General features: G+C 31.6%; 28 protein-coding genes and 18 tRNA genes. 5 read left to right on the top strand and 41 right to left on the bottom strand.

From position 1 onward, the window contains the following. Positions 1-272: 272 nt before the first annotated feature. From KPL44_RS00675 to KPL44_RS00770, 20 genes are all read right to left on the bottom strand, one after another. Positions 273-349, bottom strand: a tRNA-Arg gene (locus KPL44_RS00675). A gap of 52 nt (positions 350-401) precedes the next feature. Next, a tRNA-Gly gene (locus KPL44_RS00680) sits at positions 402-475 on the bottom strand. Positions 476-481: 6 nt separating this feature from the next. After that, a tRNA-Gly gene (locus tag KPL44_RS00685) sits at positions 482-556 on the bottom strand. Positions 557-596: 40 nt separating this feature from the next. After that, a tRNA-Leu gene (locus KPL44_RS00690) sits at positions 597-681 on the bottom strand. Positions 682-696: 15 nt separating this feature from the next. Then, a tRNA-Lys gene (locus KPL44_RS00695) sits at positions 697-772 on the bottom strand. 32 nt (positions 773-804) lie between these two features. Then, positions 805-880, bottom strand: a tRNA-His gene (locus tag KPL44_RS00700). Positions 881-884: 4 nt separating this feature from the next. Beyond that, positions 885-961: transfer RNA gene (locus KPL44_RS00705), tRNA-Arg, on the bottom strand. A 14-nt stretch (positions 962-975) separates the two neighbouring features. After that, positions 976-1,049 (bottom strand) — tRNA-Gly (locus KPL44_RS00710). A gap of 13 nt (positions 1,050-1,062) precedes the next feature. Next, a tRNA-Pro gene (locus tag KPL44_RS00715) sits at positions 1,063-1,138 on the bottom strand. Between the two features lie 12 nt (positions 1,139-1,150). Continuing rightward, positions 1,151-1,226, bottom strand: a tRNA-Lys gene (locus KPL44_RS00720). A gap of 101 nt (positions 1,227-1,327) precedes the next feature. Beyond that, positions 1,328-1,402 (bottom strand) — tRNA-Gly (locus tag KPL44_RS00725). 38 nt (positions 1,403-1,440) lie between these two features. Beyond that, positions 1,441-1,525, bottom strand: a tRNA-Leu gene (locus tag KPL44_RS00730). A 15-nt stretch (positions 1,526-1,540) separates the two neighbouring features. Further along, positions 1,541-1,616 (bottom strand) — tRNA-Lys (locus KPL44_RS00735). Positions 1,617-1,620: 4 nt separating this feature from the next. After that, positions 1,621-1,695: transfer RNA gene (locus tag KPL44_RS00740), tRNA-Gln, on the bottom strand. Between the two features lie 9 nt (positions 1,696-1,704). Then, positions 1,705-1,780 (bottom strand) — tRNA-His (locus tag KPL44_RS00745). 4 nt (positions 1,781-1,784) lie between these two features. Continuing rightward, a tRNA-Arg gene (locus tag KPL44_RS00750) sits at positions 1,785-1,861 on the bottom strand. 5 nt (positions 1,862-1,866) lie between these two features. Further along, a tRNA-Gly gene (locus KPL44_RS00755) sits at positions 1,867-1,940 on the bottom strand. Between the two features lie 13 nt (positions 1,941-1,953). Beyond that, positions 1,954-2,029, bottom strand: a tRNA-Pro gene (locus KPL44_RS00760). A gap of 234 nt (positions 2,030-2,263) precedes the next feature. Further along, complete coding sequence (locus KPL44_RS00765; RefSeq protein ID WP_216246490.1) at positions 2,264-2,734, bottom strand: metallophosphoesterase; 471 nt, start codon at positions 2,732-2,734, stop codon at positions 2,264-2,266. Positions 2,735-2,806: 72 nt separating this feature from the next. After that, positions 2,807-3,403, bottom strand: coding sequence for an XTP/dITP diphosphatase (locus KPL44_RS00770; protein WP_216246491.1), 597 nt, complete (start codon positions 3,401-3,403; stop codon positions 2,807-2,809). A 184-nt stretch (positions 3,404-3,587) separates the two neighbouring features. Here KPL44_RS00770 and KPL44_RS00775 point away from each other — a divergent pair, with 184 nt between their 5' ends. Continuing rightward, positions 3,588-4,961, top strand: coding sequence for a hypothetical protein (locus KPL44_RS00775; protein WP_216246493.1), 1,374 nt, complete (start codon positions 3,588-3,590; stop codon positions 4,959-4,961). 328 nt (positions 4,962-5,289) lie between these two features. Here KPL44_RS00775 and KPL44_RS00780 read toward each other — a convergent pair whose 3' ends face one another. From KPL44_RS00780 to KPL44_RS00820, 9 genes are all read right to left on the bottom strand, one after another. Then, a complete protein-coding gene (locus KPL44_RS00780; RefSeq protein WP_216246495.1) occupies positions 5,290-6,891 on the bottom strand; it encodes a peptide ABC transporter substrate-binding protein in 1,602 nt (533 codons plus the stop codon). 370 nt (positions 6,892-7,261) lie between these two features. Then, a complete protein-coding gene (locus KPL44_RS00785) occupies positions 7,262-7,690 on the bottom strand; it encodes an arsenate reductase/protein-tyrosine-phosphatase family protein (RefSeq protein WP_216246497.1) in 429 nt (142 codons plus the stop codon). Between the two features lie 104 nt (positions 7,691-7,794). Then, on the bottom strand, positions 7,795-8,844 hold the full coding sequence (arsB, locus tag KPL44_RS00790) for an ACR3 family arsenite efflux transporter (RefSeq protein WP_216246499.1): 1,050 nt from the start codon (positions 8,842-8,844) through the stop codon (positions 7,795-7,797). A gap of 14 nt (positions 8,845-8,858) precedes the next feature. Next, a complete protein-coding gene (gene arsA, locus KPL44_RS00795; protein ID WP_216246500.1) occupies positions 8,859-10,601 on the bottom strand; it encodes an arsenical pump-driving ATPase in 1,743 nt (580 codons plus the stop codon). A 66-nt stretch (positions 10,602-10,667) separates the two neighbouring features. Further along, positions 10,668-11,054 carry an arsenite efflux transporter metallochaperone ArsD gene (arsD, locus tag KPL44_RS00800; RefSeq protein ID WP_216246501.1) on the bottom strand — a complete coding sequence of 129 codons (387 nt, stop codon included), beginning with the start codon at positions 11,052-11,054 and terminating at the stop codon, positions 10,668-10,670. 25 nt (positions 11,055-11,079) lie between these two features. Further along, positions 11,080-11,403, bottom strand: a complete 324-nt coding sequence (locus tag KPL44_RS00805; RefSeq protein WP_331701868.1) for an ArsR/SmtB family transcription factor — start codon at positions 11,401-11,403, stop codon at positions 11,080-11,082. Positions 11,404-11,680: 277 nt separating this feature from the next. After that, complete coding sequence (locus KPL44_RS00810) at positions 11,681-12,181, bottom strand: GNAT family N-acetyltransferase (RefSeq protein ID WP_216246503.1); 501 nt, start codon at positions 12,179-12,181, stop codon at positions 11,681-11,683. 13 nt (positions 12,182-12,194) lie between these two features. After that, entirely contained in the window at positions 12,195-13,001 is an 807-nt protein-coding gene (gene arsM, locus KPL44_RS00815) for an arsenite methyltransferase (protein ID WP_216246504.1), read from the bottom strand. Beyond that, complete coding sequence (locus KPL44_RS00820) at positions 12,998-13,462, bottom strand: MarR family winged helix-turn-helix transcriptional regulator (protein ID WP_216246505.1); 465 nt, start codon at positions 13,460-13,462, stop codon at positions 12,998-13,000. Before KPL44_RS00820 ends, arsM begins: the two co-directional genes overlap by 4 nt. A gap of 258 nt (positions 13,463-13,720) precedes the next feature. Between KPL44_RS00820 and KPL44_RS00825 the strand changes: the two genes are divergently transcribed. The 3 genes from KPL44_RS00825 to KPL44_RS00835 are packed head-to-tail and all read left to right on the top strand — an operon-like array spanning position 13,721 to position 15,398. Continuing rightward, positions 13,721-14,080, top strand: a complete 360-nt coding sequence (locus KPL44_RS00825; RefSeq protein ID WP_216246507.1) for an ArsR/SmtB family transcription factor — start codon at positions 13,721-13,723, stop codon at positions 14,078-14,080. A 44-nt stretch (positions 14,081-14,124) separates the two neighbouring features. Beyond that, on the top strand, positions 14,125-15,141 hold the full coding sequence (locus tag KPL44_RS00830) for a permease (RefSeq protein WP_216246509.1): 1,017 nt from the start codon (positions 14,125-14,127) through the stop codon (positions 15,139-15,141). Between the two features lie 29 nt (positions 15,142-15,170). Next, on the top strand, positions 15,171-15,398 hold the full coding sequence (locus tag KPL44_RS00835) for a thioredoxin family protein (RefSeq protein WP_216169778.1): 228 nt from the start codon (positions 15,171-15,173) through the stop codon (positions 15,396-15,398). 40 nt (positions 15,399-15,438) lie between these two features. On the opposite strand, the gene KPL44_RS00840 is transcribed toward KPL44_RS00835, so the two are convergent. The 5 genes from KPL44_RS00840 to KPL44_RS00860 form a co-directional block, all read right to left on the bottom strand. Beyond that, a complete protein-coding gene (locus KPL44_RS00840; RefSeq protein ID WP_216120876.1) occupies positions 15,439-15,795 on the bottom strand; it encodes a NifB/NifX family molybdenum-iron cluster-binding protein in 357 nt (118 codons plus the stop codon). A gap of 19 nt (positions 15,796-15,814) precedes the next feature. Next, a complete protein-coding gene (locus tag KPL44_RS00845; RefSeq protein ID WP_216246510.1) occupies positions 15,815-16,642 on the bottom strand; it encodes an Mrp/NBP35 family ATP-binding protein in 828 nt (275 codons plus the stop codon). A 109-nt stretch (positions 16,643-16,751) separates the two neighbouring features. Continuing rightward, positions 16,752-17,204 carry a DUF134 domain-containing protein gene (locus KPL44_RS00850; protein WP_216246511.1) on the bottom strand — a complete coding sequence of 151 codons (453 nt, stop codon included), beginning with the start codon at positions 17,202-17,204 and terminating at the stop codon, positions 16,752-16,754. Between the two features lie 244 nt (positions 17,205-17,448). Next, a complete protein-coding gene (locus KPL44_RS00855) occupies positions 17,449-18,024 on the bottom strand; it encodes a chromate transporter (protein WP_216246512.1) in 576 nt (191 codons plus the stop codon). Beyond that, positions 18,021-18,599: a chromate transporter gene (locus KPL44_RS00860; RefSeq protein WP_216246513.1), complete on the bottom strand. Its 579-nt coding sequence runs from the start codon at positions 18,597-18,599 to the stop codon at positions 18,021-18,023. The genes KPL44_RS00855 and KPL44_RS00860 overlap by 4 nt, the downstream gene beginning before the upstream one ends. Positions 18,600-18,709: 110 nt before the next feature. On the opposite strand from KPL44_RS00860, the gene KPL44_RS00865 reads away from it, so the two are divergent. Continuing rightward, positions 18,710-19,579, top strand: coding sequence for a LysR family transcriptional regulator (locus KPL44_RS00865; RefSeq protein WP_216246514.1), 870 nt, complete (start codon positions 18,710-18,712; stop codon positions 19,577-19,579). Between the two features lie 142 nt (positions 19,580-19,721). Here the strand turns inward: KPL44_RS00865 and trxA are convergent, their stop codons facing one another. From trxA to KPL44_RS00900, 7 genes are all read right to left on the bottom strand, one after another. Further along, a complete protein-coding gene (trxA, locus tag KPL44_RS00870; RefSeq protein ID WP_216246515.1) occupies positions 19,722-20,039 on the bottom strand; it encodes a thioredoxin in 318 nt (105 codons plus the stop codon). Between the two features lie 21 nt (positions 20,040-20,060). Continuing rightward, on the bottom strand, positions 20,061-22,541 hold the full coding sequence (locus KPL44_RS00875) for a CoA-disulfide reductase (RefSeq protein WP_216246516.1): 2,481 nt from the start codon (positions 22,539-22,541) through the stop codon (positions 20,061-20,063). Positions 22,542-22,577: 36 nt separating this feature from the next. After that, complete coding sequence (locus KPL44_RS00880) at positions 22,578-22,862, bottom strand: ArsR/SmtB family transcription factor (protein ID WP_216246517.1); 285 nt, start codon at positions 22,860-22,862, stop codon at positions 22,578-22,580. A gap of 34 nt (positions 22,863-22,896) precedes the next feature. Next, a complete protein-coding gene (locus KPL44_RS00885) occupies positions 22,897-23,220 on the bottom strand; it encodes a rhodanese-like domain-containing protein (RefSeq protein ID WP_216246519.1) in 324 nt (107 codons plus the stop codon). Between the two features lie 194 nt (positions 23,221-23,414). Continuing rightward, on the bottom strand, positions 23,415-23,762 hold the full coding sequence (locus KPL44_RS00890; RefSeq protein ID WP_216246520.1) for an SHOCT domain-containing protein: 348 nt from the start codon (positions 23,760-23,762) through the stop codon (positions 23,415-23,417). Positions 23,763-23,833: 71 nt separating this feature from the next. After that, complete coding sequence (locus tag KPL44_RS00895) at positions 23,834-25,309, bottom strand: sensor histidine kinase (protein ID WP_216246521.1); 1,476 nt, start codon at positions 25,307-25,309, stop codon at positions 23,834-23,836. Then, positions 25,302-25,994, bottom strand: a complete 693-nt coding sequence (locus tag KPL44_RS00900) for a response regulator transcription factor (protein ID WP_216246522.1) — start codon at positions 25,992-25,994, stop codon at positions 25,302-25,304. The genes KPL44_RS00895 and KPL44_RS00900 overlap by 8 nt, the downstream gene beginning before the upstream one ends. Positions 25,995-26,052 lie beyond the last annotated feature (58 nt).

A 26,052-nucleotide genomic window follows, 5' to 3' on the forward strand; every position in this document is an offset into this window, starting at 1 on the left:
TTTATGTGGATTTATATATCTTAAAATTATTTATATTTTACTATTTAATCTATTAAGTGATTAGAATCTGATAAATTGTCTATAATCTAAATAGACCAACCTATTATTTGATTAAAAAACTTAATAAACTGATTAAAACAATACTGCACTAGGTTCCCCCTAAGTGCAGTATTGTTTTTTATTTTATGTAAATTGCAATCAATTTTATATGAAGAAATACAAAAAAAACAGCAAGTTCTACATTTCTGTAAAGCTTGCTATATCATAGTTTATGGTGCGCCCAGAGGGAGTCGAACCCACGACCTTCAGATTCGAAGTCTGCAACTCTATCCATCTGAGCTATGGGCGCATAATAAATTAATTTTTAAAAAGTCCTTAGTATAAATACTAAAGACTTTTTTTGGAGCGGGTAGAGGGAATCGAACCCTCATAATTAGCTTGGAAGGCTAACACTCTACCACTGAGTTATACCCGCGTATTTTGGAGCGGAAGACGAGATTCGAACTCGCGACGTCCACCTTGGCAAGGTGGCACTCTACCACTGAGCTACTTCCGCATGTATAATTTCTAAATAATGACTGCCTTATAAATAGTAATGGTGCAGGTGAAGGGAGTTGAACCCATACACCCGAAGGCGCTAGATCCTAAGTCTAGTGCGTCTGCCAATTCCGCCACACCTGCATATTATTACTATTTTGGTGGCTTACCGGAGAATCGAACTCCGGACACCATGATTAAAAGTCATGTGCTCTACCAACTGAGCTAGTAAACCATATTAATTTATAGCAAACATAAATTTGAAAATGGGGTGGACGATGGGACTCGAACCCACGACAACCAGTACCACAAACTGGCGCTCTACCAACTGAACTACGTCCACCATATGGTGCGTCTTAAGGGATTCGAACCCCCGGCCCACGCCTTAGAAGGGCGTTGCTCTATCCAACTGAGCTAAAGACGCATATTAAGTAAAAATGGAGCGGGTAGAGGGAATCGAACCCTCATAATTAGCTTGGAAGGCTAACACTCTACCACTGAGTTATACCCGCTTGTTAATTTAAATGGTCGGGGTGACAGGGATTGAACCTGCGACCTCATGGTCCCAAACCACGCGCGCTCCCAGCTGCGCTACACCCCGGCAAAATTTAAATGGTGCGCCATCGGGGTCTTGAACCCCGGACACCCTGATTAAGAGTCAGGTGCTCTACCAACTGAGCTAATGACACATATTTTGGTGAATCTTAAAGGATTTAATCCTTTATGCCTAAAACGTTGCTCTATCAAACTGAGCAAATATGCTTGAATCTTTAATATGTAATAACATACTTGGAGCGGAAGACGAGATTCGAACTCGCGACGTCCACCTTGGCAAGGTGGCACTCTACCACTGAGCTACTTCCGCTTGTATGATTTAAATATTAATTTAATTTCAAATAGTAATGGTGCAGGTGAAGGGAGTTGAACCCATACACCCGAAGGCGCTAGATCCTAAGTCTAGTGCGTCTGCCAATTCCGCCACACCTGCATATTATTACTATTTTGGTGGCTTACCGGAGAATCGAACTCCGGACACCATGATTAAAAGTCATGTGCTCTACCAACTGAGCTAGTAAACCATAATGGCTGGGATAGCAGGATTTGAACCTACGAATGCCACAGTCAAAGTGTGGTGCCTTACCGCTTGGCGATATCCCAATGTGTAAATGGGGTGGACGATGGGGCTCGAACCCACGACAACCAGTACCACAAACTGGCGCTCTACCAACTGAACTACGTCCACCATATGGTGCGTCTTAAGGGATTCGAACCCCCGGCCCACGCCTTAGAAGGGCGTTGCTCTATCCAACTGAGCTAAAGACGCATATTTGGAGCGGGTAGAGGGAATCGAACCCTCGTAATTAGCTTGGAAGGCTAACACTCTACCATTGAGTTATACCCGCTTATTAATTTAAATGGTCGGGGTGACAGGGATTGAACCTGCGACCTCATGGTCCCAAACCACGCGCGCTCCCAGCTGCGCTACACCCCGATATTCATTAAACATCCATAAAATCATTTAATGTTCTAAATTAACTTTCTCGTCTTATTCATTGTATTTAATGAATTTTTCCGACGACATGGATTATTTTACACCATATATATTAATACGTCAATACCTTTTTTATAACTTTTATATATTTTAATAAGAAAACAGTATTATTATGCAAATAAATGTTACATTTCATACTAAGTTCACGTGTAAATACTCTTCTAAATTATTAAGTTAAAATCTTATCACCTTCGGTTTTATAGTTCCCTTATTAATACTTATAATAGCGTAACTCCTATCCCCATCTCTTGGAAGTGATGCGCTACCAGGATTTATATACCATATTCCTTCTTCAAAATCCATTTTTGCAATATGTGTGTGTCCATATAAAACTATGTCAGCCCCTGTTTCTAATGCTTTATATCTAAGTCCAGACAAATTTTCTTTTACGCCATATTTATGCCCATGTGTTAAAAAAATCTTTTTCCCACCAACTTCTAAAAGCCTATCACTTGGTACACTTCCAGAAAAATCACAATTTCCTTTTACATTTATTATATCGCCCTTATAATACTTTTTTATAGCAGCTATGTCGTCTACATTATCGCCTAAGTGGATTAATACATCTACTCCCTTTATTTCCTTCTCTAGCCTCTCTATGCTACTAATAACCATATGTGTATCACTTATAACACCTATTTGCATTTTGAATCACCCTCTTCACTAATAAATCTTACTTTGTCCTATTCTTTTTTATGCTTATGATAATTATATTTACTATACTAAATCTTTAAGTTCAATCTTTAATTTATTTAATGCCCTTCCCCTATGACTAATAGCATTTTTTTCATCAGCGTTCATCTGAGCAAATGTTTTTTTGTATTCTTTTACATAAAATAATGGGTCGTACCCAAACCCTTCCTCACCTATAAATTCAGATGTGATTACTCCATCCACTTCGCCCTGCACTTTTATTATTTTATCTACATTAACTATAAGTACCATTACACAAATAAATTTAGCCTTCCGCTCATGCTCACTTGCACCATCTAGAAGATATAATAATTTTTCATTATTTGCTAGATCGTCTCCATGAACACCCGCAAACCTAGCTGAAAAAACTCCTGGTGCTCCATTTAACGATTCCACAGCTAAGCCTGAATCATCCGCGAGTACCATGTTCCCGTCAGCTATCTTGTAAATTTCACTAGCCTTTATGTATGCATTGTCAATAAATGTACTTCCTGTTTCGTCTACATCTATATTGATATTAGCTTCTTTTAAAGATAATATTTCAAAATCAAACTCTGATAAAATCTCCTTTATCTCTCCAATTTTATGATCATTATTACTGGCAATTATTATTTTCTTCATACTTATCTCCTTTATCTATACTACCTATAGTTCTCTTTTATTATTATCTATAATTTGTTTTAAGTCATCCCAATTTAATTTTGAAGCCTCATTTAAATTCTTCCTTCTAATTTAATAAAACTAGCACATTTTAGTAAATGTAATCATATTATCTATATAAGGACTAATATATGGTGGTGATATAATGAATTTTCTAGGACCTTTTTTAAGAGTCAATACATTGAACAAAAATAACATAAGAAATCAATTTTTCTACTTATCAAAAGAATCATTAAAAGATATAGTTTTCGACTCCAAATGTGGTGTATATATTCCGGCACGAGATTTAAGATCTAAATCTTTTTCTAAGATTGATATTAACACAATTAATTTAAATTCTCCACTTTTATGTGTTTACAAAAAAGCAGATGCTAAATTAAAAATGAAAGAAGGAACATTAACTTGGAATGAAAGCAAGGTTAAAAAAGAAATAACCATTAATAGCAATGCGTTCATGACTTTATCATTATTAGAACTCGTAGAATATTATCGTAGCTTTAAGAAAATAGATGATACGAAATATGACCTAAGCTCACTTTATCTTAAATTATGCAAAGAACAACTTGAATTTTATGCTTCTAATTTTCGAAATAAAGATGGACTTTTTGTAGATAAAAAAGATATAACAGATCCTATGCAGGAAGACTTTACTTTTGAAGATAAAAACGCCAAATTCAAGTTTTCTGATCAAGCTTTTATGATGGCTGCTTACTACAAATACTATTCTTTTGACAATGATGAACAAGAATATGAAAAATTTGCTTTAGACATCCTTGATATGTTCACTTTGTATAAAGAAGAAATTTACAATGTTTCATTTGAAGAACTCAACAAAATATGCTTAGCCCTAAACATTTTTTACAAGTACTCCGGCCTCGAGAAATGCGAAAATTTACTAATAGATTTTCTTGATTTACTTATCGATCAATATAATACTAAACCGTCTTTAATTATTAATGCTAAATTAGATTACTCCTGCATGCTTTTTATAAATTGTATACTTATGTATAATTGTACTTCCATGCATAAATTTAAGGATACTAGTGATGATTTATATGAAAAGCTCACAAAATTATATGATGGTGAAAAAGGTTTATTACTAAAAGAAAGCTCCGAAAAAGAAGTAACTTTTACCTCCGATGAGATAATGCTCTACATTTATAGCTTTATGTTATATTCTGATTCTAATACTATAGATGATAACTCAAACATGCTTCAAGATATTTTTAAGCACCAAATTTTGGACTCCGGCATAGTCTTAAGTTGGCCTGATTCTCCATCACTCGATGATTCAGAACATTACAGAAATTTCTCTCTTAAGTCTGAAGATTTGATCCAAGACGATAATTTCAGAGTGCCAGAGGCTCCAACACCTGAAAATAATGAATTAGCATCAATATTCATCAAAAATATAGTATACAACAAACGTAAAGAAAACTTTAAACAAAGTAAATCATCTTTTGATAGTAGCAAAAATATGTTTATATTTTTCTTAACAATATTCTTTCATAATCAATGATACTATAAATAGTTTTTCTCATATTATGCTATAACTAAAGGTATATATTGCTGGAATGCTTTCACTTCACCTTGTAATTCTAAAATTCATTTAATTTGCATCTGCTAAAACTCGCAAACTCGCTCCGCTCAAACATGCGACTTTCTTACGCAACTGCAAATTAAATAAATTAAGAATTACTAAGGTTTGTTCAAATGCATTCTACGCAATATATACTTTTATTAGCATAATCCGAGAAAAAAATTTTAGTTATCTAAAACCAAAGTATAAAAAGATTCTAAAATTCAAAATTATCACATTTTGATTAAGTTCATAAGATTATTGCTTATTATTTTGCAGCTGTCACATTCTCCTTATAAGCATAATCAAATTTTAGATTTCCACCTTTAGTTGTATAGATATCTTTAATGTTTTCTTTTTTACATATCACTGTGTTTGCTATATACACAGGTATACATGGTAAATCTTTTGCTAGTATTTCTTGTGCCTGATTATAAATTGTTATTTTTTTGTTATTATTGTTTTCCATCAACGCCTTGTCTACAGTTTTATCATAATTTGCATTCTTATATCCATATATATTATCTTTTGAATTAGCTATCCACTTAGAAAAGAATTTATAACTGTCTCCGTATTCTTCATCATTTCCTGTAAATTCTATGTTGTAATTCCCAGAAGTTATTACTTTTTTAAGATCATCTTTTTTATAACCAGTACAAACTACATCTATATTTAAATATTTTTTGATACTTTTAGCTAGCTCCCCACTTATCTTGGTATCAAAATTTTTATTTTCATACACCATAACTAATTTTTGTTCTTTATCATAAGTACTATTTTTCAAAAATTCTTGACCTTTGCTTTTATTTCGAGATTCATCAAAAATTAATTTATCACTATTATCATTAAGACTAGTATAGGTAGTATAATTCATTGTCGGAACCGCCAAGTCTTCTGATAAAGTTTCTATTATTAATTTTCTATTTATTATTTCATTTATTGCATTTCTAAAGTTTTGGTCTGCTAGTCCTTTATCTTTTAAATTAAAATTCAGATAATACCTACTTTGTGTAGGTCTAACCTCAGTTTTCTTTTCATCACTGAGAGTACTTATTTCACTTGTTGGTGGGCTTACAAAGACATCAATTTTTGAGTTTGCACTATCTCCATTAGTTTCAAAGTCAGCAAGTGCTTTCTCATCTCCAATTACTGAAGTGAACAACATTTCACTGCTAACAATTTTATTTGCCCTCCAATACCTTTGATTTTTTAGTAATGTTATTTCGCCATCTTTATTTATGTTTTTTATAATAAATGGACCGCTATACTCAATTTGCTTATAGTTGTCTTGCCAATTTTTCATATTCATACTATCATCTCTTAAAGTAAAAACCGGATTACTAAGGATATTAATAAAGTTATCCTTTGGGCTATTTAACCTTATCTCTAGACTTAAATTATCTTTCGATGCTACTATCCCAACTTTATCAAACGCTACTTTTCCCATACTAAAGTCTTTAGCTCCAAATATACAATATAGTTGCTCTGAAAAATTGTTTCCTTTTTTCAACAAAATATCATGAAAAAATCTTACAAAATCTGTAGCTTTTATATCTGTTCCATTACTGTAATGGAGATCCTTTCTTAATTTAAATGTATAACCTATTTTATCTTTTGAAATCTCATATTTTTCTGCCATTCCTGGCACTATTTTGCCATCTTTATCTTCTCTTACTAATCCTTCAAATAAAACTAATAACAAGTCTTTTTCTCGAATATTATCATTATCTACCATTAACAAATCTGATGGCAATTCTCCTAAGTTGTAAACTATATATTTTCTAGATATGGAAGTTATCACTTTTTTTTGAACACATCCACTAGTAAACATTATCATAAAAATTAAAATTACACATAACACTTTTTTCATACCTACCCCCACCTTAGGTGCATCTAAATAAATAGCAAATCCATATCCTCGACTATTTTTATGCACCTTATTAGAAGTATTAACTTTTAATATATGAATTATTCAAGTTTACTTATTTCTCTTATTTACAAAATAGCATCATACACCATAAATTTCTTGTTAATTGGTTGATATCCATTTTGTACCAATGAGTTAATACGCTTAGAATCATTCGGAATTGCTTTTGTGAAAATAGATTCAACCTTACAAATTAATTTTTCTTTAGTCTTCTAAAAGAACAAAAAAAATAACACCGATATTAAATCGATGTTATTTATAAATATTTATAATAAGCTGAATAAAAGTTAATTACCACTTAATTTAGAAATTACTATAACGACATTTCAGCATCTAAATTAATTTCATTGTTCTCTATTCTTTTCTTTAAATCCTTAACTTTCTCTTCAATTTTCTTAGCTATTTTTATGAATTCCTCGTCAGATTTCCCAGTAGGGTCGTCTAATCCCCAATCTTCCTCATACCTATGTGCAACAATTGGACAAACTACATTACAACCCATTTTTATTACAATATCGGCCTCTGGTATATCATCAATTAATTTTGAAGAATGAGTCGCATTCATGTCTACTTTATATAAATCATTTATTATTCTAACTGCATCTTGATTAATTTGAGGTTTAGTCTCCGTTCCTGCAGAATATGATTCAAACACAGATGACCCAAACTTTTTTCCAAGAGCCTCTGCCATTTGAGATCTACAAGAATTGTGAACACATATAAATGCTACCTTTGGTTTCATAATATAATTCTCCTTTATATAAATATGTAGTAATTTATAATTTCCCCCAGAGCTATTTTAATTAGCCTGAGGGAAGATAAATTCATTTGATTAATATACTAAAATTAAGCTTTCTCTTTTGGAAAATACTTCTTTTTCCAATGTAATGCTACATTAACTAGACCTATCATTACCGGAACCTCAACAAGTGGTCCAATAACTGCTGCAAAAGCTTCCTGGGATTGTATTCCAAATACGGCTACTGCAACTGCGATAGCAAGTTCAAAATTATTACTTGCAGCTGTAAAAGCAAGTGTTACTGTTCTTTTATAATCAATTCCTTGTTTATAACTAATATAGAATGACACTGAAAACATAATAACAAAATAAATTAGGAGTGGAATAGCTACTTTAATTACGTCTAAAGGAAGTTGTACAATATATTGTCCTTTATAAGTAAACATAACTACTATTGTAAATAGCAATGCAATTAAAGCGAATGGACTAATCTTTGGAACAAACTTCTTTGTGTACCACTCAGTTCCCATTTTAGGTTCTAGAACTGCTCTTGTGAGAAATCCGAGTGCAAATGGGATTCCTAAATAAATTGCAACTGATGAGGCTACCGATCCCATTGATATATTAACTTTATACCCAGTAAGTCCAAATAGTGGTGGTAATACTGTTACAAAAACATATGCAAATACTGAATAGAATATTATTTGAAATATTGAATTAAAAGCCACTAATGCAGCAGCGTATTCACTATCTCCACCTGCTAAATGGTTCCAGACTATTACCATAGCAATACACCTTGCAACACCTATTAATATAAGTCCTGTCATCAAACCCGGATCTGACCTTAAGAAAACTATTGCAAGAATAAACATTAATATTGGTCCAATAATCCAGTTTTGAACTAATGACAAAGTTAAAATTTTCGGACTTTTAAATACTTTTCCAAGTTGTTTGTAATTAACCTTTGCAAGTGGTGGATATAACATTACTATTAGTCCAATTGCAATAGGTATTGATGTGTTACCCACTGATAGTTTTGATAAAATAACTGATGCTCCCGGCACTGCCCAACCTAATAAAATACCCACTGCCATTGCAAGGAATATCCATAAGGTTAAGAACCTATCAAGTAATGCTAGTCTTGGTTTTTGATCCATATTAATCCCCCCTTTTATTCTAATAATTCATTTAACTTATCACCCTTAATTTCATCAGGGCTCCAAGGAATAACTGCAAATTTTCCCTCTGCATGTGCATCAACTTTGTTAATCCACTCAATTTCATTACTTGCTTTTGCGGCTAGTAACTTATTGGTTGAACTCGACTTGTATAAAGATGAATTAATAACCCACCATTTAGCCATAATCTTTGCACGTATTAAATCTTCTTCTAAACGCAATGCTTCATATACCGGCGTGGCTTCAGCAAGTGTCACTATTATAACTTCGGTTTCATCTGCATTTTTGAGTCTTGGTAATAATTTTTTAACGGACTCTGGTATATCACCTTGTGAGCGTTTAATTTCTTGGTTATAACTTTGTGTTGAATCAAGTAACAATAAAGTATGCCCTGTTGGAGCAGTATCAATGACAACAATTTGATCTTCTGCTTTATCAACTATTTCGGCAAAAGCTCTAAACACTGCAATTTCCTGAGTACATGGAGATCTAAGATCCTCCTTAACATATGCAATATCTTCCTCTGCCATGGTTTCTCTAGCTTTTGATAAGACCTCATCTTGATATTTTTTAAGCTCAGCGTGCTCATCAATGTGACTCATAGTAATGTTACTGTTTTCTTTAATAACATATTTAAGATGGGCTGCAGGGTCAGTTGTAGTAAGGTGTACCTTTTTCCCCTTTGCTGACAATCCTAAAGCAATAGCTGCTGCAATTGTAGTTTTACCTACACCACCCTTACCCATAGTAAATATCACTTTTTTATTGCCTTTACATAAGTCTTCAATAACATCTTTTAGAGTTGGAATGGTTTTTGCATTTATTTTCTCACGACGTAAACTATAATTGTCTTTGGTAAGAAGTGATCTAACATTATCCATTCCTGTTATATTGTAAGCTCTTAGTGGTACCATATAAGTCCTAATTTTTTTTAAACCTTCTGGCATCTCGATTAAAGATTTTTGTTGTTTTTGATAAAGACTTTCAGATACACTATCATCGAAAGAACTCATTACACCATTTATTATCATTGTTTGATTATTAACGCCGATTTCAGATAATTCTTTTGATGCTCTTTCCGCTTCTTTAAGGGGTGTCATTTCTGGCCTAGAAATAAGCACAAGTGTTGTTAAATCTCCATCTGCTAAGGTTTCTACTGCCTTTTTATATATTTCTTTTTTGCTCTCAAGTCCTGAAAGCTGGCCTAAACATGAGGCACCATGTGTGCTTTCGCTAATAAAGCTGCTCCATGCTGATGGTAATTGAAGCATTCTAAGTGTATGACCAGTTGGTGCAGTATCAAATATAATATGGTCATAATCCTTTTGGAGTTTTTCATCTGTTATAAATTTTGAAAATTCATTAAATGCGGCAATTTCAACAGTACATGAACCAGAAAGCTGTTCTTCCATATTTTTAAGAACAACATCAGGTAATTTGCCACGATAAGGTGCAATTACACTTTCTCTGTGCTCAGCAGCGGCCTTAATTGGATCAAGGTTAGCAACAATAAGATTTGGTACTTCCTTAATTGGAACACCCTTATTTGTAAGTTCTGTGTTAAACACATCCTGTAAATTTGATGCAGGGTCAGTACTTATAAGAAGCACTTTTTTTCCTCTATCAGCGAGGTTAACTGCTGTAGCACAAGCTGTTGAAGTTTTTCCTACGCCGCCTTTACCTGTATAAAATAAATATTTTGTAAGTTTAATATTTAAAGGATTAAAAATTTCCATGTTATTAAACACCTCCCGTTTTATTATTAATCTATTTCTGTATTTTATTTTCCTTAAATTTTAATATTAGCAACATCCACCATCACAACCGCAACCTTTTGATGGCCTTTTTATAGATGGTTTTTTTATAACTGATTTTAGTAAACTTACTGGCACATCTAATAAACTTGAAAACTCTTCGTCCGTTGGATATATCTTTGTTTTTACAACAACATCATCCACCATTGTTACTGGAAGTACCTCTACTCCGGATTCATTTAATATTTTATTTATCGTTTTATTATCAACGAACATCTGTGGGTTACTAGACAAGTTATATCTTTCAACTAAAATACCATTATTTTTCAAGTTATTTATTATCGAAGAAACTCTTAATAGTTGTCTATCAACTCCTGGTCCACAAACTCCTGTTGAGCAACACATAGCTGGTTCAAATATTATCATTTTTTTCATATAAAACACTCCTTTATATTTATTATTATTTGCATTCACATTTAGTCTTATCATTACATATACATTCATCTTTATCTGTAACAAGATTCATAAAAAATAATATAAGTTTATTACAGTTATTATTGTTTAGTGAGTAGTAACTCCATAGTTTCTCTTTTCTGCATTTTACAATTCCATTATCAACTAATACCTTCATGTGATGAGAAAGTGTTGGCTGTGTAAATTCAAAATGCTCTAATATATCACAAGCACACTTTTCCCCACAAGACAAAAGGTCAATTATCTTAAGTCTACTAGCATCTGAAAGTGCTTTAATAATTTTTGCATTAGCATCATAATTATTTTTCACTTTATCACCCCTTACATTCACGTTCATCTATATATAATATACACCTCCATCTATGTTGTGTCAATATACTAATGTATATATTGGTTATACACTTACTATTATATTTACATTCTTCTATATATACATTTTATTCATTACCTCATTAAGTGTTCCCATAATTTTTCTAAAATAACCTAGACATTCAAAAAATCTAATACTATAATTATAAAAGGCAAATCATATTAGATAATATGGTTTGCCTTATACCTCAGGTTATAAACAATTATTATGATGAAGATTAATCTATTCCAATTACAGTGCTTCTACGTTCCATAAAAACTACATCGTGCCAATCACCATTTTCTATTTTAGCAACTTTTTCTCTCCTTCCAATTTCCCTAAACCCACATTTTTCATGTAATTTTATACTTGAAATATTTTCTCTTATAATTCCGGACTGCAAAGTCCAAAACCCATTTTCTTCTGATAATTCAATCAAACTTTTTAAAAGATTTCTCCCTATTCCTTTACCTCTATGATTTTGTCCAATATATATACTTACTTCTGCTACACCCTTATAAACACATCTACTTGAAGCTTTACTTAGTGCGCCCCACCCTAAAACATCATTACCTAATCGAGCTACTAATCTGCATGTCTTAACATGTCCATTATTCCAGTCTTCAAAGGTAGGCACTTCAGTTTGAAATGTTGCTTTACCTGTATTAATACCTTCAAGATAAATCTTTGACACCTGCTTCCAATCTGATGATAACATTTTATCAATCTCGTAATCCATACTATTCTCCTTCCTATTTTATTCCTTTTACCAATGCTCCAGCGAAAGCACTGTCAGCCATTTCTATATCAGAGCTATTATATTTATCCTGTAAATTTTTGCTTTTTATAATAGACTCAATAGTATCTTTGGTATAAATATTAATAGGATTGATTTCAACATTCTTAAATCCAACCTTTAATAAAACATTTCTATATTCTTCAATTGGTAGCGCTCCAGCAATACATCCAACCCACATCTGCGCATCATTCTTAATTTTTTCTGATATATCTTTTAAAATAACTATATCTGCAATTGCCAATCTTCCACCTGGCTTTAAAACCCTATAGGCTTCACTAAGTGCCTTTTCTTTGTCTTCACAAAGATTAATTACACAATTAGATAATATAACATCAATTTTGTTATTGTCTATTGGAATATCTTCGATATATCCTTTGAGAAATTCAACATTTTCCACTCCCATCTTTTGTTTGTTAGTATTTGCTAACCTGAGCATTTCATCCGTCATATCAAGTCCATATACTTTACCAGTGGAGCCCACATATTTTGAAGCAATAAGAACATCAATTCCTCCTCCACTACCTAGATCTAAGACAGTTTCACCATTCTTTAGTTCACCAAATACTAAAGGATTAGCACATCCTAAAGAAGCATTAATAGCTTCTTGTGGTAAATTATCCAAGTAGTCTAAGTCATAAATATCAGAATTATTGTTACTACAACAAGATGAAGAACATTTGCAATTACCTTTTGCCTCTTGATTAACTCTGCTGGCGATTCCTCCATAGTATTTTTTAACTTCTCCTTTTATATCACTCATAGTCTTTTACTCTCCTTTTCATTACAACATTTATTTACATTAACTACATCAACTAATATTTGTAGGCTCTCCAAAACTTGCTCCCTCTTATCCGCAGGAACTAAAGAAATTACATCAGTATAATAATCTTCCATAGTTTTCTCGATTTCTCTAAAGATTTCTTCTCCTTTTTCAGTTAACTTTATTTTTATATATCTTCTATTCTCAGTGTGAATTTCTCTAAGTACTAAACTTTCATTTACAAGGTTATTAATAGTTCTGCTCATAGTACTTTTCTCTAAATTAAGTAATTCTGCCAGACTATTTAAATTTATTTCCTTCGCTCTTCCGATTTCTACTATTGCATGACACTGAGCAAGTGTTACACCGCAACAACAAGACTTGTTTCTCTCAAGTAAACCAAGATTTCTAACCAATATTCTTACAATCTCCCTTAAATCACTGCTCTTTACGTTATTCATAATCTTCACCTCTAATATATTGTATAACACAACAGTTGTATATTGCAACATTAATGTTTATCTTTTTTTCGACATAAGTTACATATTCTTATTAAATATTTTAATTAGGTATCTAGGGTAATAAATCTATGGTTTCTCTCACTAAACATTCTCCAATAATTACTTGACAAATAAGTTCATAAGGAATAATATGCTTATATACTCACATGGGCATATAAGCATAATGTCGTTGTAATTAATTTAAAGGATGTGAAAGCAATGGAAAAATTAATGAACTTATTTAAAGTTTTATCAGATGAAACAAGGCTTAGAATTTTAGTCATGTTATATCATAAAAAACTCTGTGTATGCCAAATGCAAGGAATATTAGAAGAATCTCAGCCTAAAATTTCAAAACACTTAGCTAAACTTAGAGATATGGGATTTGTAAAAGATGAAAGGCAAGAACAGTTTATATATTATTATATTAACAAAGATAATGAACTTCTAAATGAATTATTAGAAAAAATAATTTCAAATTCAGAAAATTACGCAACGATTCAAAAGGATCTAAAAAAACTTGATAAGGGTGATCAATACATTGAAATTTTTAAAACTAAATGTAATACTAATAACTAATTTTATATCAATAATCCAAAATATTATGCAGGTAGGTGATAATAATGAATGTAATATCGCAAATATTTACTTGGCTAAATAATGAGATTTTAAAAATGACTTGGCTCTCAAATCTTATTCAAAGCTTTGTACAAAACGTATTTGGCCTATCTATTAAAGAAAGACTTGGTGGAAGCGTACACTTTTTTATCTATGATACTATAAAAATATTTATACTATTATCAGTGTTGATTTTCCTTATATCCTATATTCAAAGTTATTTCCCACCAGAAAGAACAAAAAAAATTCTTGGAAATATTAAGGGCATAAAGGGAAATATATTAGGAGCCTTACTTGGAACCATCACACCATTTTGTAGTTGCTCTAGTATCCCAATATTTATAGGATTTAACTCAGCAGGACTTCCACTTGGAATAACTTTTTCCTTCCTTATATCTTCACCACTCGTAGATTTAGCATCTTTATTAATCTTAATGTCCTTCTTTGGCGCTAAGATTGCTATAACGTATGTTGTTGTAGGCTTGATTTTAGCAGTTATTGGTGGAACTATTATTGATAATTTACACCTTGAAAAGTATGTAGAAGGTTATGTAAAAGAAATAAAAGATGTTGATGTTGAAGTAATTGAAATGACAAGATCTGAGCGAATATCTTATTCAAAACAGCAGGTTAAAGATACAGTTCATAAAGTTTGGCTATACGTATTAATAGGTGTTGGTATTGGTGCTGCGATACACAATTGGATACCTCAATCAATAATCGAAACTGTAGTTGGAAATAACAATCCTTTTGCAGTGCTACTCGCAACCGCTGTAGGTATCCCAATGTATGCTGATATATTTGGCACATTACCAATAGCAGAAGCATTATTTCAAAAAGGGGTAGGGATTGGTACAGTGTTATCCTTTATGATGGCAGTAACCGCACTTTCACTTCCATCAATAATTATGCTTAGTAAAGTTGTAAAACCTAAATTATTGACTATATTTGTAGCTATAGTTGCAACGGGTATAGTTATAATAGGATATTTATTCAATGCATTTTCATTCTTATTTGTTTAAGAAATAATAAATTATAGGGGAGAAATATTATGATAATTAAAATTTTAGGTTCAGGATGTTCTAATTGCAAAAAACTAGAGGAAAATACTAGAAAGGCAATAGACGAGTTAGGTATTGTAGCAACTATAGAAAAGGTTACTGATTTTAAAGAAATAATGGCTTATGGAGTTATGAAAACGCCTGCTCTAGTAGTCGATGAAAAAGTGAAAATTATGGGAAGAGTTCCATCACCCGATGAAATTAAAAAATATTTATAATTTTATAACAAAAGGAGCACAATTGTGCTCCTTTTGTTATTTATTGATGATGATGTTCTCCATGATGATTGCAAACTACATCTTTATTTTCTAATGTTCCATTAATATATTCTTCAATTACCTTTGAATATTCACCAGATGCTCCTTTTATTACCTCAAGACCATTCTGTTCTAACCCGCTGATTGCTCCTCCACCAATTCCACCAGTAATAACTACTGTCGCTCCTTGATTTTTGAGTAAATCTGCTAATCCTTGATGCTCATGTTGAAGCTCAGCTGCTGATATTTCTTCAGTACTTATAACTTTTTTATCTTCTATAGTAACAATTACAAAACTTTTGCTCATTCCAAAATGTTGATTCACCATACTACCATTATTAGGTATTGCTATTTTCATAAAATATTACCTCCACTTTTTATTTTTTTGTCTTTTTAATAATTTTATTAATAATATTTTCAGTTATTTCTGTTAATTCATCATTTAGCTTGTATTCGCCTTTATTAGAAATATTAACTATTTCCCTACACATTGGAATTTCTCCAAGCAAATCTAAATCATTTTTATTTAAGAATTCATCTATGTTATCTGAATCAAACATTTTTATTTTCTCCGTGCATCCTGGACAAATAATATAACTCATGTTCTCTATTAATCCTATTATATCGATGTCTAACTTGTGTGCCATATTTACTGCTTTCCCAACAATCATAGATACTAAGTCCTGTGGTGTTGAAATCATTACTATACCTGTAACTGGTATTGATTGCATTACTGTTAACGCAACATCACCTGTACCAGGAGGCATGTCTATAATTAAATAATCAAGCTCTCCCCATATAACATCAGTCCAAAACTGCTTAACAACACCAGAAACTGCAGGTCCCCGGAAGATCACTGGATCATCTTCATTTTCCACTAAAAAATTCATTGAAATAACATCAATACCCTCAGTAGTTTTAACCGGTATAATACCCGATTCATTCATAAAAGGTTTAACATCTTTAATACCTAATAATCTTGGTATACTTGGGCCAGTAATATCTGAGTCCATAAGACCAACTTTATATCCTTTTTTATTAAGTTCCTGTGCAATAAGAACGGATATTGTTGATTTACCTACCCCACCTTTTCCACTCATAACGCCTATAATATTTTTAACTTTGTTTAATGGATTATTTTCTATACCACACGTGTCTTTATTATCACATTCACCATTTGATGGACAACTTTCACACTCAGCCATACATAATCGCCTCTTTCTCTTATTTGTCATATGCCATTTATATTGTAATACTTTTGTTCATTATTGTCAAATGCCAATAATTGTAGCCTTGTTTAAACAAATAATAAAACTATTTATCAGAAGTAGTGTTTTTATTACATTGTCTCTGACAAAAACTACTTCGTTTATTACAAGTCACTTGCTCAGATCCACATGCTGGACATATTTTTCTATCTTCTTCATATTTTATTTCGTAAGTATTCTCGCAAGATAAACATTTAAATTTACATACATTTCTTGTATAGTTTCCACCACTTATATTTATTGCTTTCCCCTCTATTAGAGCTATGGCAATCTTCTTCCTTGCACTATCAATTATGTTCTGAAAAGTTTGTCTTGAAACAAGCATTTTCTTTGCACATTCTTCCTGATTTAAATCTTCAACGTCCTTAAGCCTCATGGCTTCAAACTCTTCAACCTTTATGAGTATTTCTTCAATTTCACATTTTCGTCTTCCTGCTGGTACAAAGTATGTATACTCGGGTAAGTTCTCTACACGTCTATTTTTCACTGGTCTTGACATAAATATTATCCTCACTTTTCAAATACTATTTTCAGTGGCATATGCTATATAAAATTTTACAACTGATTAACATCAATGTCAAATAACAATGATAGGATATCAAAAGAAGAAATGATAAAATCTGTGCTAGCGCTAATTTTGCACATCTTGAGGATGTATTTATAAATATGGACCATTATGGGCTAAAATTCAAATTAATATAATTTAATTTAAAAATATGCAACCTTTATTGATAGCATATTTTTTATAGAGAGGAGTAACCTATTGAATAAATACACAAACCAACAACACCTGTCCCAATCATTATAAAAATGGGATTTACCTTCCACCTTCTAAGAATAATAATTGCAATAGTAAATAGTCCTACCGATATAGCATCTATATTTTCAGGGTTACTTGATATACCCTTCCCATTCCAGAATGCTAATATTAACAAAATTAAACCTGCGGAGCCTATCATTGCTATAACAGCCGGTCTTAGTCCATTCAAAACCCCTTGAACTATGGATAAACTTTTATATTTGTAATATAGATATGCCAGGAAAAGAACAATAACACAAGATGGGAAAACGCATCCTATCGTTGCCACGATTGCACCTGGCATTCCTGCGATTCGTGTACCTACAAATGTAGCACAGTTAATAGCTATTGGCCCAGGTGTCATCTGAGATATTGTTATAACATCTGCAAATTCATTCACTGATAGCCAACTGTGTATAGTAACAACCTGATTTTGTATTAATGGCATAGCAGCATAACCACCACCAACACTAAATAATCCAATTTGAAAAAAGCTCCAAAATATTTTTAGGTATATCATTTTAAATCACCGACCTTTTCTATGTACTTTGAATAATAAATAGAAATAGCTCCCATTATACCGCTTGTTAAAATTATTATAATAACATTAATATTTAGAATAAACGTAGCTATAAAAGCACCTATCATAATCATAATAGGTAATAATTTTTTTTCTTTAAAAAGAGAACTAGCCATACTAATTACTACATCAATAATAACTGCTGCAACTCCTGCTTGCATTCCACGCAGTATATATTTAACAATTAAACTATCCCTAAATGCTGTGTATGCTACCGATATGATTGATAATATAATTAATGGCGGTAATACTGTGCCTATTATTGTTATCATAGCACCTAATACTCCTGCCAAACGATAACCTACTATTATTGCTGCATTTACTGCTATTGCACCTGGTGCTGATTGTGCAATAGCTGCTAAATCAAACATTTCTTTTTCTTCAATCCATTTATATTCATCCACAAATTTCTTTTTCATTAAAGGAATAATAACAAAGCCTCCACCAAAGGTAAATGAACTTAAATATAAGGTTGAGGTAAATAACTTTAAATAGAATTTCGCATCTTTTTTCATTTAGTTCCACCTCCAATGACAATTATAACTCTTGCAAAACTATACGTAAAATACTATTATATAATAATATACATAACCAAACGGTTATGTATATGGGGAGGATAATTAATATGAACTTAAGACATATGAAAATATTTGTTGCTGTTTGTCAAAATAGTAGTATTACACTAGCTGCCAAGAAAATGTATATTTCCCAACCTGCGATCAGTACCGCAATAAAAGAAATGGAAAATTATTATGGTGTTAAACTATTTGACCGTCTATCTAAAAAGCTTTATCTAACCGAAGTTGGAAAAATGGTATTAAGTTATGCTCTTCACATAACATCTCTATTTGATGAATTAGAAACAACTATTCGAAATTCAGATACAATTGGGGCCCTTAGAATCGGTTCTAGTATTACTATCGGTACTCATTTAATGCCAAACTATATAAAGCAATTTTCATCTAAATACCCCAATATTCAAACCTTTGTAACTATAAACAATTCTGATATAATAGAAAATTTGGTATTAGACAATAAATTAGATTTTGCTCTTATTGAAGGAGTAATTCACTCCAAGAATCTCATTTCTAAAAGTTTTTTAAATGATGAACTTGTAGTTATATGTAGTTTAAATAATCCTCTTTTAAAAAAAGAAGTTATTTCGGTTAAAGATTTGGAAACTCAAAAGTTTTTAATGAGAGAAAAAAATAGTGGCACACGCGAACTTGCTGATTCTGTCTTACTACTTCATGGCTTTTCTGCTATTCCAATATGGGAAAGCATAAGTACAGAAGCTATTATAAATGGTGTATCTAATGGACTAGGCATCGCAATACTTCCTTTACGCTTAGTTCAGAATTTTATAAAAAAGGGCACTATTAGCAAACTAAATGTAGTGGATATTAATTTAAAACGCAAATTTTATATTATTTATCATAAAAATAAATTTTTAACCTCTTCATCTATAGAATTTTTAAAACTATGCACAGAATAATTATGTGATTTTTTTATAATCTAAGACAAAAGCAATAAAATACCACACTTCTATAACAATTATAGGAGTGTGGTATTTTAAACGAAATCTCCACGTAATTGGAGTCATTTCAATTTTTTATATACTTTAATATTACTAGTATCTATACATATTTCTTAAGCTTATCCTCTAACACATTTTTAGGAGAGAAGCCTACAAGTTTATCTTCTACTACTTTATTCTTGAATACCATTATTGTAGGTATGCTTGAGATACTATACTTTGATGATATTTCAGGATTTTCATCTACATCAATCTTTACAAATTTTATTTTACCATCATATTCCTTATCAAGTTGTTCCATAACAGGTCCCAACATTTTACAAGGTCCACACCATGGTGCCCAAAAATCTACAACTACAGCCCTATCAGAACTATATACTTCACTATGAAAGCTTTTATCACTTATTTCTTTTATCATTTTAACCTCTCCCTTTTCTTATTATATAAATAGATTTACATTTGAGTCTTCAGTTTGACCTAGGTAATAACCAACTCCGCCAATTTTCACTCCGTCAATAAGCTCTTCCTTTGTAATCCCCATAACATCCATGGACATTGAGCAAGCAACCACTTCAACTCCACTATCAATTGCTGACTTTATTAAATCTTCAAGAGAATCTATATTTTTGTTTTTCATTACTGATCTAATCATTTTAGCTCCGATTCCCATCATGTTCATTTGAGAAAGTTTAAGTTTTCTGCTTCCTCTTGGCATCATAAATCCAAACATTGAATCAACTATTCCTTTTTTAACAGATACTTTTTCAGGTTTTCTTATAATGTTAAGACCCCAGAATGTAAATAATATAGTAACTTTACTACCCATTGCAACCGCGCCATTTGCAATAATAAAGGCTGCAATGGCTTTATCTAAATCACCACTAAAAACTACCATGGTTTTATTGTTTTTTTCACTTACCTCTGATGGAAAAGACCTATTTTTCGAGGCTACCTTATTATCTTTTTTTTTTATAAAGGCATAAACCATACCTTTTTCTTTTCTTAAATCTAGTAATTCATTATTTGTTTTAGTACACCAAGCTCTAATGTCCTCATAAAAACCAGGGTCTGATGCTGTTACTTTTAATATTTGACCATCATTTAGCTCATCTATACTAGCCTTAACTTGAATTAATGGGCCTGGGCAACATAATCCACATGCATCGAGGAGTTTATCATAATTATCATTTTCTATAGCCACTTCATCTTTTATAACTTGAGTATCAGGGTCTATTTTCTGCCTTTTTATTTTATCTAAGTCTGACATTTTATTGGGTTTAAAATTTGAACTTAAAACTGATTTATATCCTCCAGTCAAATTTTTAACCTTAAATTCCTTTTGAGCTAAAATCCTAGAAGCTACGTATCCTCTTAACCCTACCTGACAATATTCAATAATCTCTTTGTTTTTGTCAAGTTCACCAATTCTTTCGCGAAGGTTATCTACTGGAATATTTATAGCACCCTCAACATGTCCATTGTTATATTCTATTTCTGTACGAACATCTAATACTACAGCCTTTTCTCTATCATAAGCCATAAATTCATCTGTAGTGAGTACTTCCATTCTTCCTGCGAGCACATTTTGAGCAACAAATCCTGCCATATTTACTGGATCCTTAGCTGATGAAAAAGGTGGTGCATAGGAAAGCTCAAGCTCTGTTAAATCATCAACTGTTCCTCCAAGGCGTATAACTGTGGCGAGCACATCTATTCTCTTATCAACGCCATCATAACCAACACCTTGAGCTCCAAGTATTTTGCCTTCACTATTAAAAATAAGTTTTAAAGTCATAGGAAGAGCAGCTGGATAGTAAGACGCATGTGAAACAGGATGAACAAATATAACTTTGTAAGGTATATTAAGTCTAGTTAAAGTTCGCTCATTATTACCTGTACTTGCTGCTGTAAGTCCAAAAACCTTTAAAATTGCAGTGCCTTGAGTCCCGTTATACTTAGAGTTTAAACCTGCTATATTATCGGCTGCAATTCTTCCTTGCTTATTTGCAGGTCCAGCGAGTGGTATTGCCGTATTGGTCTTATTTACAAAATCTATAACTTCTATAGCGTCACCTACTGCAAATACTCCCTCTGCACTAGTTTCCATTTTATCATTTACCAAAATATGACCCTTGACGCCTAATTTAATACCAGCTTCTTTTGCGAATTTAGTATCAGGAAATACTCCTATTGCAAGTATTATCATATCAGCGCTTAATTTTGAACCACTGCTTAATGTTATTTCAACACCATTTTCAGTATCTTTAAAGGCTTTCACTCCATCATTTAAAATTATTTCCACACCGTTATCTGAAATTTCTTTTTCAACGCTTAGAACAATATCAGTATCAAAAGGAGCCAATATATGAGGTGCCGCTTCTACTAAAGTAACGTTAAGTCCTCTTTCTTTTAAGTTTTCAGCCATTTCAACCCCAACATATCCTCCACCAATAACTACAGCACTGTTAATCCCCAATGTATCTACATATTTTTTTATATTATCAGTGTCTGGTATATTTCTTAAGGTAAATATTCTTTTACTATTTATACCCTCTATATTAGGTTTAATTGCTTTTGCACCTGGTGATAACACTAAATAATCATAACTTTCCTCGTAGGTACCGCGAGTTTTACTATTAACTGTTACAACCTTTTTACTGGTGTCAATTGCAACTACTTCACTGTTGTTTCTAACATCTATATTAAACCTTGCATTCATACTCTCAGGTGTTTGCACTAAAAGCTTATCTCTATCTTTTATTACGTCACCGATGTAATAAGGCAGTCCACAATTTGCAAAAGAAATATATTCATCTCTTTCAAACATAATTATCTCTGCGTTTTCATCAAGCCTTCTAAGTCTAGCTGCCGTTGAAGCTCCACCTGCAACGCCACCTACGATTAATGTTTTTTTTATCATAATTATTTTCCTCCTCGTATTCTCGTAATTTATTTATTAGCTTAATAGTAAAATCGAATTTATTAACTTCTTTATTCTTTCATCTCTAATTTTATAGTTAACCTCAAGACCATTTCGATGACCCTCTATTACACCAGCATATCTTAGCTTCTGTAGATGTTGTGATACAGTCGATTGAGGAACCTTTAGACAAGTCTGCATATGGGAAACATTACATTGCCCTTGATCTAATATGCTTTTTACTAAACACATCCTAATAGGATGCGCTAATACTTTCAGGATATCCGTAATTTCAATGTATCTCATGTAATCTGTATCCATAACCCATCCTCTTTCCTAAATTCCAATCTAGACATTATCTAGATAAACTATATCTCCAAGAACCTATTCCACGACTTAGATGGTAAATATTTTTAAAATCATTGTTTGCCAAAATTTCCACTGCTCTTGGGCTTCTTCCACCAGATGCACAATAAACAAGTAATGGCTTATCTTTATAAACACCCAGTTCATTAAGTTTCATAGGAAGAATCTGCACTGGAACAAGTTTCGCTCCTGGAATGTGTCCATTATCATATTCTTCTTTAGTTCTTACATCTATTATAATAAATTCTTTATCTTCATTTATAAGCTTATATGCCTCTTCTGCACTAACATTTTTAACTCCTGAATTAAACATAATTTATGCCTCCTTAAAATTTAGTTCATATTATTATATCTTAATATTACGATATAATAATATAATAACACATTCAAAATAAAAAGCAATAGAAATTTACTTAAATATTTTTTTAACCACTTAATAGAAAATGATACACGAAATTATCCATGTACCACTATATTTATTACTTTTCATACTATTTTTTCAACATATTATTTTATTTCTTCTAACATTACAGAAAATTCTTCTGAATTAATTTCACCTTTTACGTACCTATCAACTAAAATTATTACTGCTGAATTTAACCCTTCTAATCCTTGTATTACGGTTCTTTTTTCTCTAAACTCATTAGCATTTACCTCCTCCCTAACATACCTTTCTTTTAATATTTCCATGCTTTTTTCAAAAGAATAATTTTTCTGCCTTTTATATAAAAGAAATACTATTAGTGATGCTATTATCAAAATAACTAAAATCGATAATATGTAGGAGCCATAAAATCCATATCCCATATAACGTCCGTGCCTCATAAAATCACTCCTTCCTTGTTTACTTTCCATAATAATAGCATTTACAAAAGATTAAACTGTGGACTAATTGTGACAAAACGAAAAAAATAAATCCACCTAATTTATAAGTGGATTTCATCTTCAAACTTTAAAAATTCTATTTTAATTTGTGTTCCTACATTTATTTGACTTTTTATTTCAAGTTTACAATTTAAAATCTCTATTAGATGCTTAGCAATAGAAATACCTAGCCCAGTACTATTACCAGAGTATTTTCTAGCCTTATCTGCTTTATAAAATCTTTCCCCTATAAAAGGAATATCTTCCTTACTAATTCCTATACCATAATCGGTTATTGTTATTGAAAGAGTGTCCTTTTGATTTATGTTCTCTAAAATTATAGCTAACTTTATTTTGCTATTTACATGTGAAAACTTAATTGCATTGTCTATAAAAATTATTAATAGTTGCTTAAGTTTATCATAATCACTCCAAACCGGTGACAAATTACCATCATCAATTAATTCTAATTCTATGTTTTTTGCTTTTGTTATTGGTTTTAATACCCGTGTTATATCTCGTAGTATTTCTTTAAGATCAAGCTTTTGTAAATTTAGCTCTACTTTACCAGATTCTAATTTACTTAGACTAAGCAAATCTGATACCATGACCTCAAGTCTTTTGGTTTCTTTAATTAATGTATAATAATTATCATGATGCTCTTCCATTGGTATTACTCCATCATATAGCCCTTCAAGATTGCCTCTTATTATAGTTAAAGGTGTTCTAAATTCATGAGATACATTTGCTACAAAATCTTTTCTCATCTGCTCCAGTTTCTCTTGTTGCCTTATGTTATATTCCAGCCTTGATGATAATATATCAAAAGAAGTTGATAACTCTCCAATCTCATCTTTTTGATATATATTGGTCTTAAGTTTAAAGTTTCCTTCAGTCATTTGCATAGCTGCTTCATTAATTATTTTAATAGGTTTTGTTATATTTTTAGAAAAATAAAAACCTAATAAACCCGCAATTATAACTTCACCCAAAACTGCAGCAATCAAATAAATAAAAAATTCATTCATAGAATTTGATAAATCTATCGTTGAAGAATGCACAATGATAACTCCAATTATGCTTTTATCACCTTTTACAATTGGTACTGCAACACTCATCATATTCTCGTCGTAATAAGCATTGTATCCTTGCATCGATTTTAATTTACCACCTAATGCACTTGTAATAATTTCTGAGTAGACCCCTTGAGGGTCTGGGTTTTTCTTTAAAACTTTATCTTCATTTTCATAAATTGTTCTAATCTCACCTTTTAAGTTAATCATCCATACTTTTGTGTTATCAAATGAACTAACTCCCTTTACGATATCTTTATACTCCTTTGAATCCATACCATTTTCAATGTAAGGTTCTAGTACACTTTCCAATTTCTGAGCATGTAGAGTTATATTTTTTTCTTTCATCTCAAATATATTATTTCTAAATATGTTTATTCCAATTATACCTATACATAGGGTAGATATTATTATTATTAATACAAAACCTATTGTTAGTTTAGTAGTTATACTTCTTTTAATCATAATTAACCTCAAATTTATATCCAAGCGACCATACAGTTTTAATATTCCAGTTATATTGATTCTCTAGTTTAAGCTTTGCCCTAAGCCTTTTAATATGAGTATCAACAGTCCTTGGATCTCCAAAATACTCAGTTCCCCAGATACTATCCAGTAGCACATCCCTTGAAAGGATTTTGTTGGGTGAATTTGCAAGCATCCATAATACTTCTATCTCTTTTTTTGTTAGATTAATAGTATTATCGTTTATTTTCACAGAATAATTTCCTATGTCAATTTTAAGTGAATTATATTTAATTACAGTTTGCTTCTCAGTCTCACTTGTGACAATTCTTCTAAGGACAGCTTTAACTCTTGCAACAACTTCCCCTGGACTAAAAGGTTTTACTATATAATCATCTGCTCCAGTGTCTAAAGCCATTATCTTATCCCCATCATCACTTCTTGCGGTAATCATTATTATAGGTACAGTTGAACTCTTTCTTATCTCAGTGCAAACCTCTAATCCATTTTTACGTGGCATCATAATATCTAAAAGAATAAGTACGGGCATGTATTCTGAATTTTTAACTAAAGCTTCATTTCCATCATGTGCTGTTATTATCTCAAAACCTTCCTTAATTAGATAAGGTTTTAAAATTTTTATAATCTCTTCATTATCATCTGCAACTAGTATCTTCTTTCCCATAGGGTTACCTCCAGTAAACATTTCTTAAATTATACCATTTATTAAACACGCACTTGTG

The organism is Clostridium sp. DSM 17811, assembly GCF_018861905.1.
GTDB classification, from domain to species: domain Bacteria; phylum Bacillota; class Clostridia; order Clostridiales; family Clostridiaceae; genus Clostridium_AD; species Clostridium_AD frigoriphilum.

Coding starts and splice junctions, on each gene's coding strand:
- KPL44_RS00765 (WP_216246490.1), bottom strand. CDS start 2,734: ATGCAAATAGGTGTTATAAGTGATACACATATGGTTATTAGTAGCATA.
- KPL44_RS00770 (WP_216246491.1), bottom strand. CDS start 3,403: ATGAAGAAAATAATAATTGCCAGTAATAATGATCATAAAATTGGAGAG.
- KPL44_RS00775 (WP_216246493.1), top strand. CDS start 3,588: ATGAATTTTCTAGGACCTTTTTTAAGAGTCAATACATTGAACAAAAAT.
- KPL44_RS00780 (WP_216246495.1), bottom strand. CDS start 6,891: ATGAAAAAAGTGTTATGTGTAATTTTAATTTTTATGATAATGTTTACT.
- KPL44_RS00785 (WP_216246497.1), bottom strand. CDS start 7,690: ATGAAACCAAAGGTAGCATTTATATGTGTTCACAATTCTTGTAGATCT.
- arsB (WP_216246499.1), bottom strand. CDS start 8,844: ATGGATCAAAAACCAAGACTAGCATTACTTGATAGGTTCTTAACCTTA.
- arsA (WP_216246500.1), bottom strand. CDS start 10,601: ATGGAAATTTTTAATCCTTTAAATATTAAACTTACAAAATATTTATTT.
- arsD (WP_216246501.1), bottom strand. CDS start 11,054: ATGAAAAAAATGATAATATTTGAACCAGCTATGTGTTGCTCAACAGGA.
- KPL44_RS00810 (WP_216246503.1), bottom strand. CDS start 12,181: ATGGATTACGAGATTGATAAAATGTTATCATCAGATTGGAAGCAGGTG.
- arsM (WP_216246504.1), bottom strand. CDS start 13,001: ATGAGTGATATAAAAGGAGAAGTTAAAAAATACTATGGAGGAATCGCC.
- KPL44_RS00820 (WP_216246505.1), bottom strand. CDS start 13,462: ATGAATAACGTAAAGAGCAGTGATTTAAGGGAGATTGTAAGAATATTG.
- KPL44_RS00825 (WP_216246507.1), top strand. CDS start 13,721: ATGGAAAAATTAATGAACTTATTTAAAGTTTTATCAGATGAAACAAGG.
- KPL44_RS00830 (WP_216246509.1), top strand. CDS start 14,125: ATGAATGTAATATCGCAAATATTTACTTGGCTAAATAATGAGATTTTA.
- KPL44_RS00835 (WP_216169778.1), top strand. CDS start 15,171: ATGATAATTAAAATTTTAGGTTCAGGATGTTCTAATTGCAAAAAACTA.
- KPL44_RS00840 (WP_216120876.1), bottom strand. CDS start 15,795: ATGAAAATAGCAATACCTAATAATGGTAGTATGGTGAATCAACATTTT.
- KPL44_RS00845 (WP_216246510.1), bottom strand. CDS start 16,642: ATGGCTGAGTGTGAAAGTTGTCCATCAAATGGTGAATGTGATAATAAA.
- KPL44_RS00850 (WP_216246511.1), bottom strand. CDS start 17,204: ATGTCAAGACCAGTGAAAAATAGACGTGTAGAGAACTTACCCGAGTAT.
- KPL44_RS00855 (WP_216246512.1), bottom strand. CDS start 18,024: ATGATATACCTAAAAATATTTTGGAGCTTTTTTCAAATTGGATTATTT.
- KPL44_RS00860 (WP_216246513.1), bottom strand. CDS start 18,599: ATGAAAAAAGATGCGAAATTCTATTTAAAGTTATTTACCTCAACCTTA.
- KPL44_RS00865 (WP_216246514.1), top strand. CDS start 18,710: ATGAACTTAAGACATATGAAAATATTTGTTGCTGTTTGTCAAAATAGT.
- trxA (WP_216246515.1), bottom strand. CDS start 20,039: ATGATAAAAGAAATAAGTGATAAAAGCTTTCATAGTGAAGTATATAGT.
- KPL44_RS00875 (WP_216246516.1), bottom strand. CDS start 22,541: ATGATAAAAAAAACATTAATCGTAGGTGGCGTTGCAGGTGGAGCTTCA.
- KPL44_RS00880 (WP_216246517.1), bottom strand. CDS start 22,862: ATGGATACAGATTACATGAGATACATTGAAATTACGGATATCCTGAAA.
- KPL44_RS00885 (WP_216246519.1), bottom strand. CDS start 23,220: ATGTTTAATTCAGGAGTTAAAAATGTTAGTGCAGAAGAGGCATATAAG.
- KPL44_RS00890 (WP_216246520.1), bottom strand. CDS start 23,762: ATGGAAAGTAAACAAGGAAGGAGTGATTTTATGAGGCACGGACGTTAT.
- KPL44_RS00895 (WP_216246521.1), bottom strand. CDS start 25,309: ATGATTAAAAGAAGTATAACTACTAAACTAACAATAGGTTTTGTATTA.
- KPL44_RS00900 (WP_216246522.1), bottom strand. CDS start 25,994: ATGGGAAAGAAGATACTAGTTGCAGATGATAATGAAGAGATTATAAAA.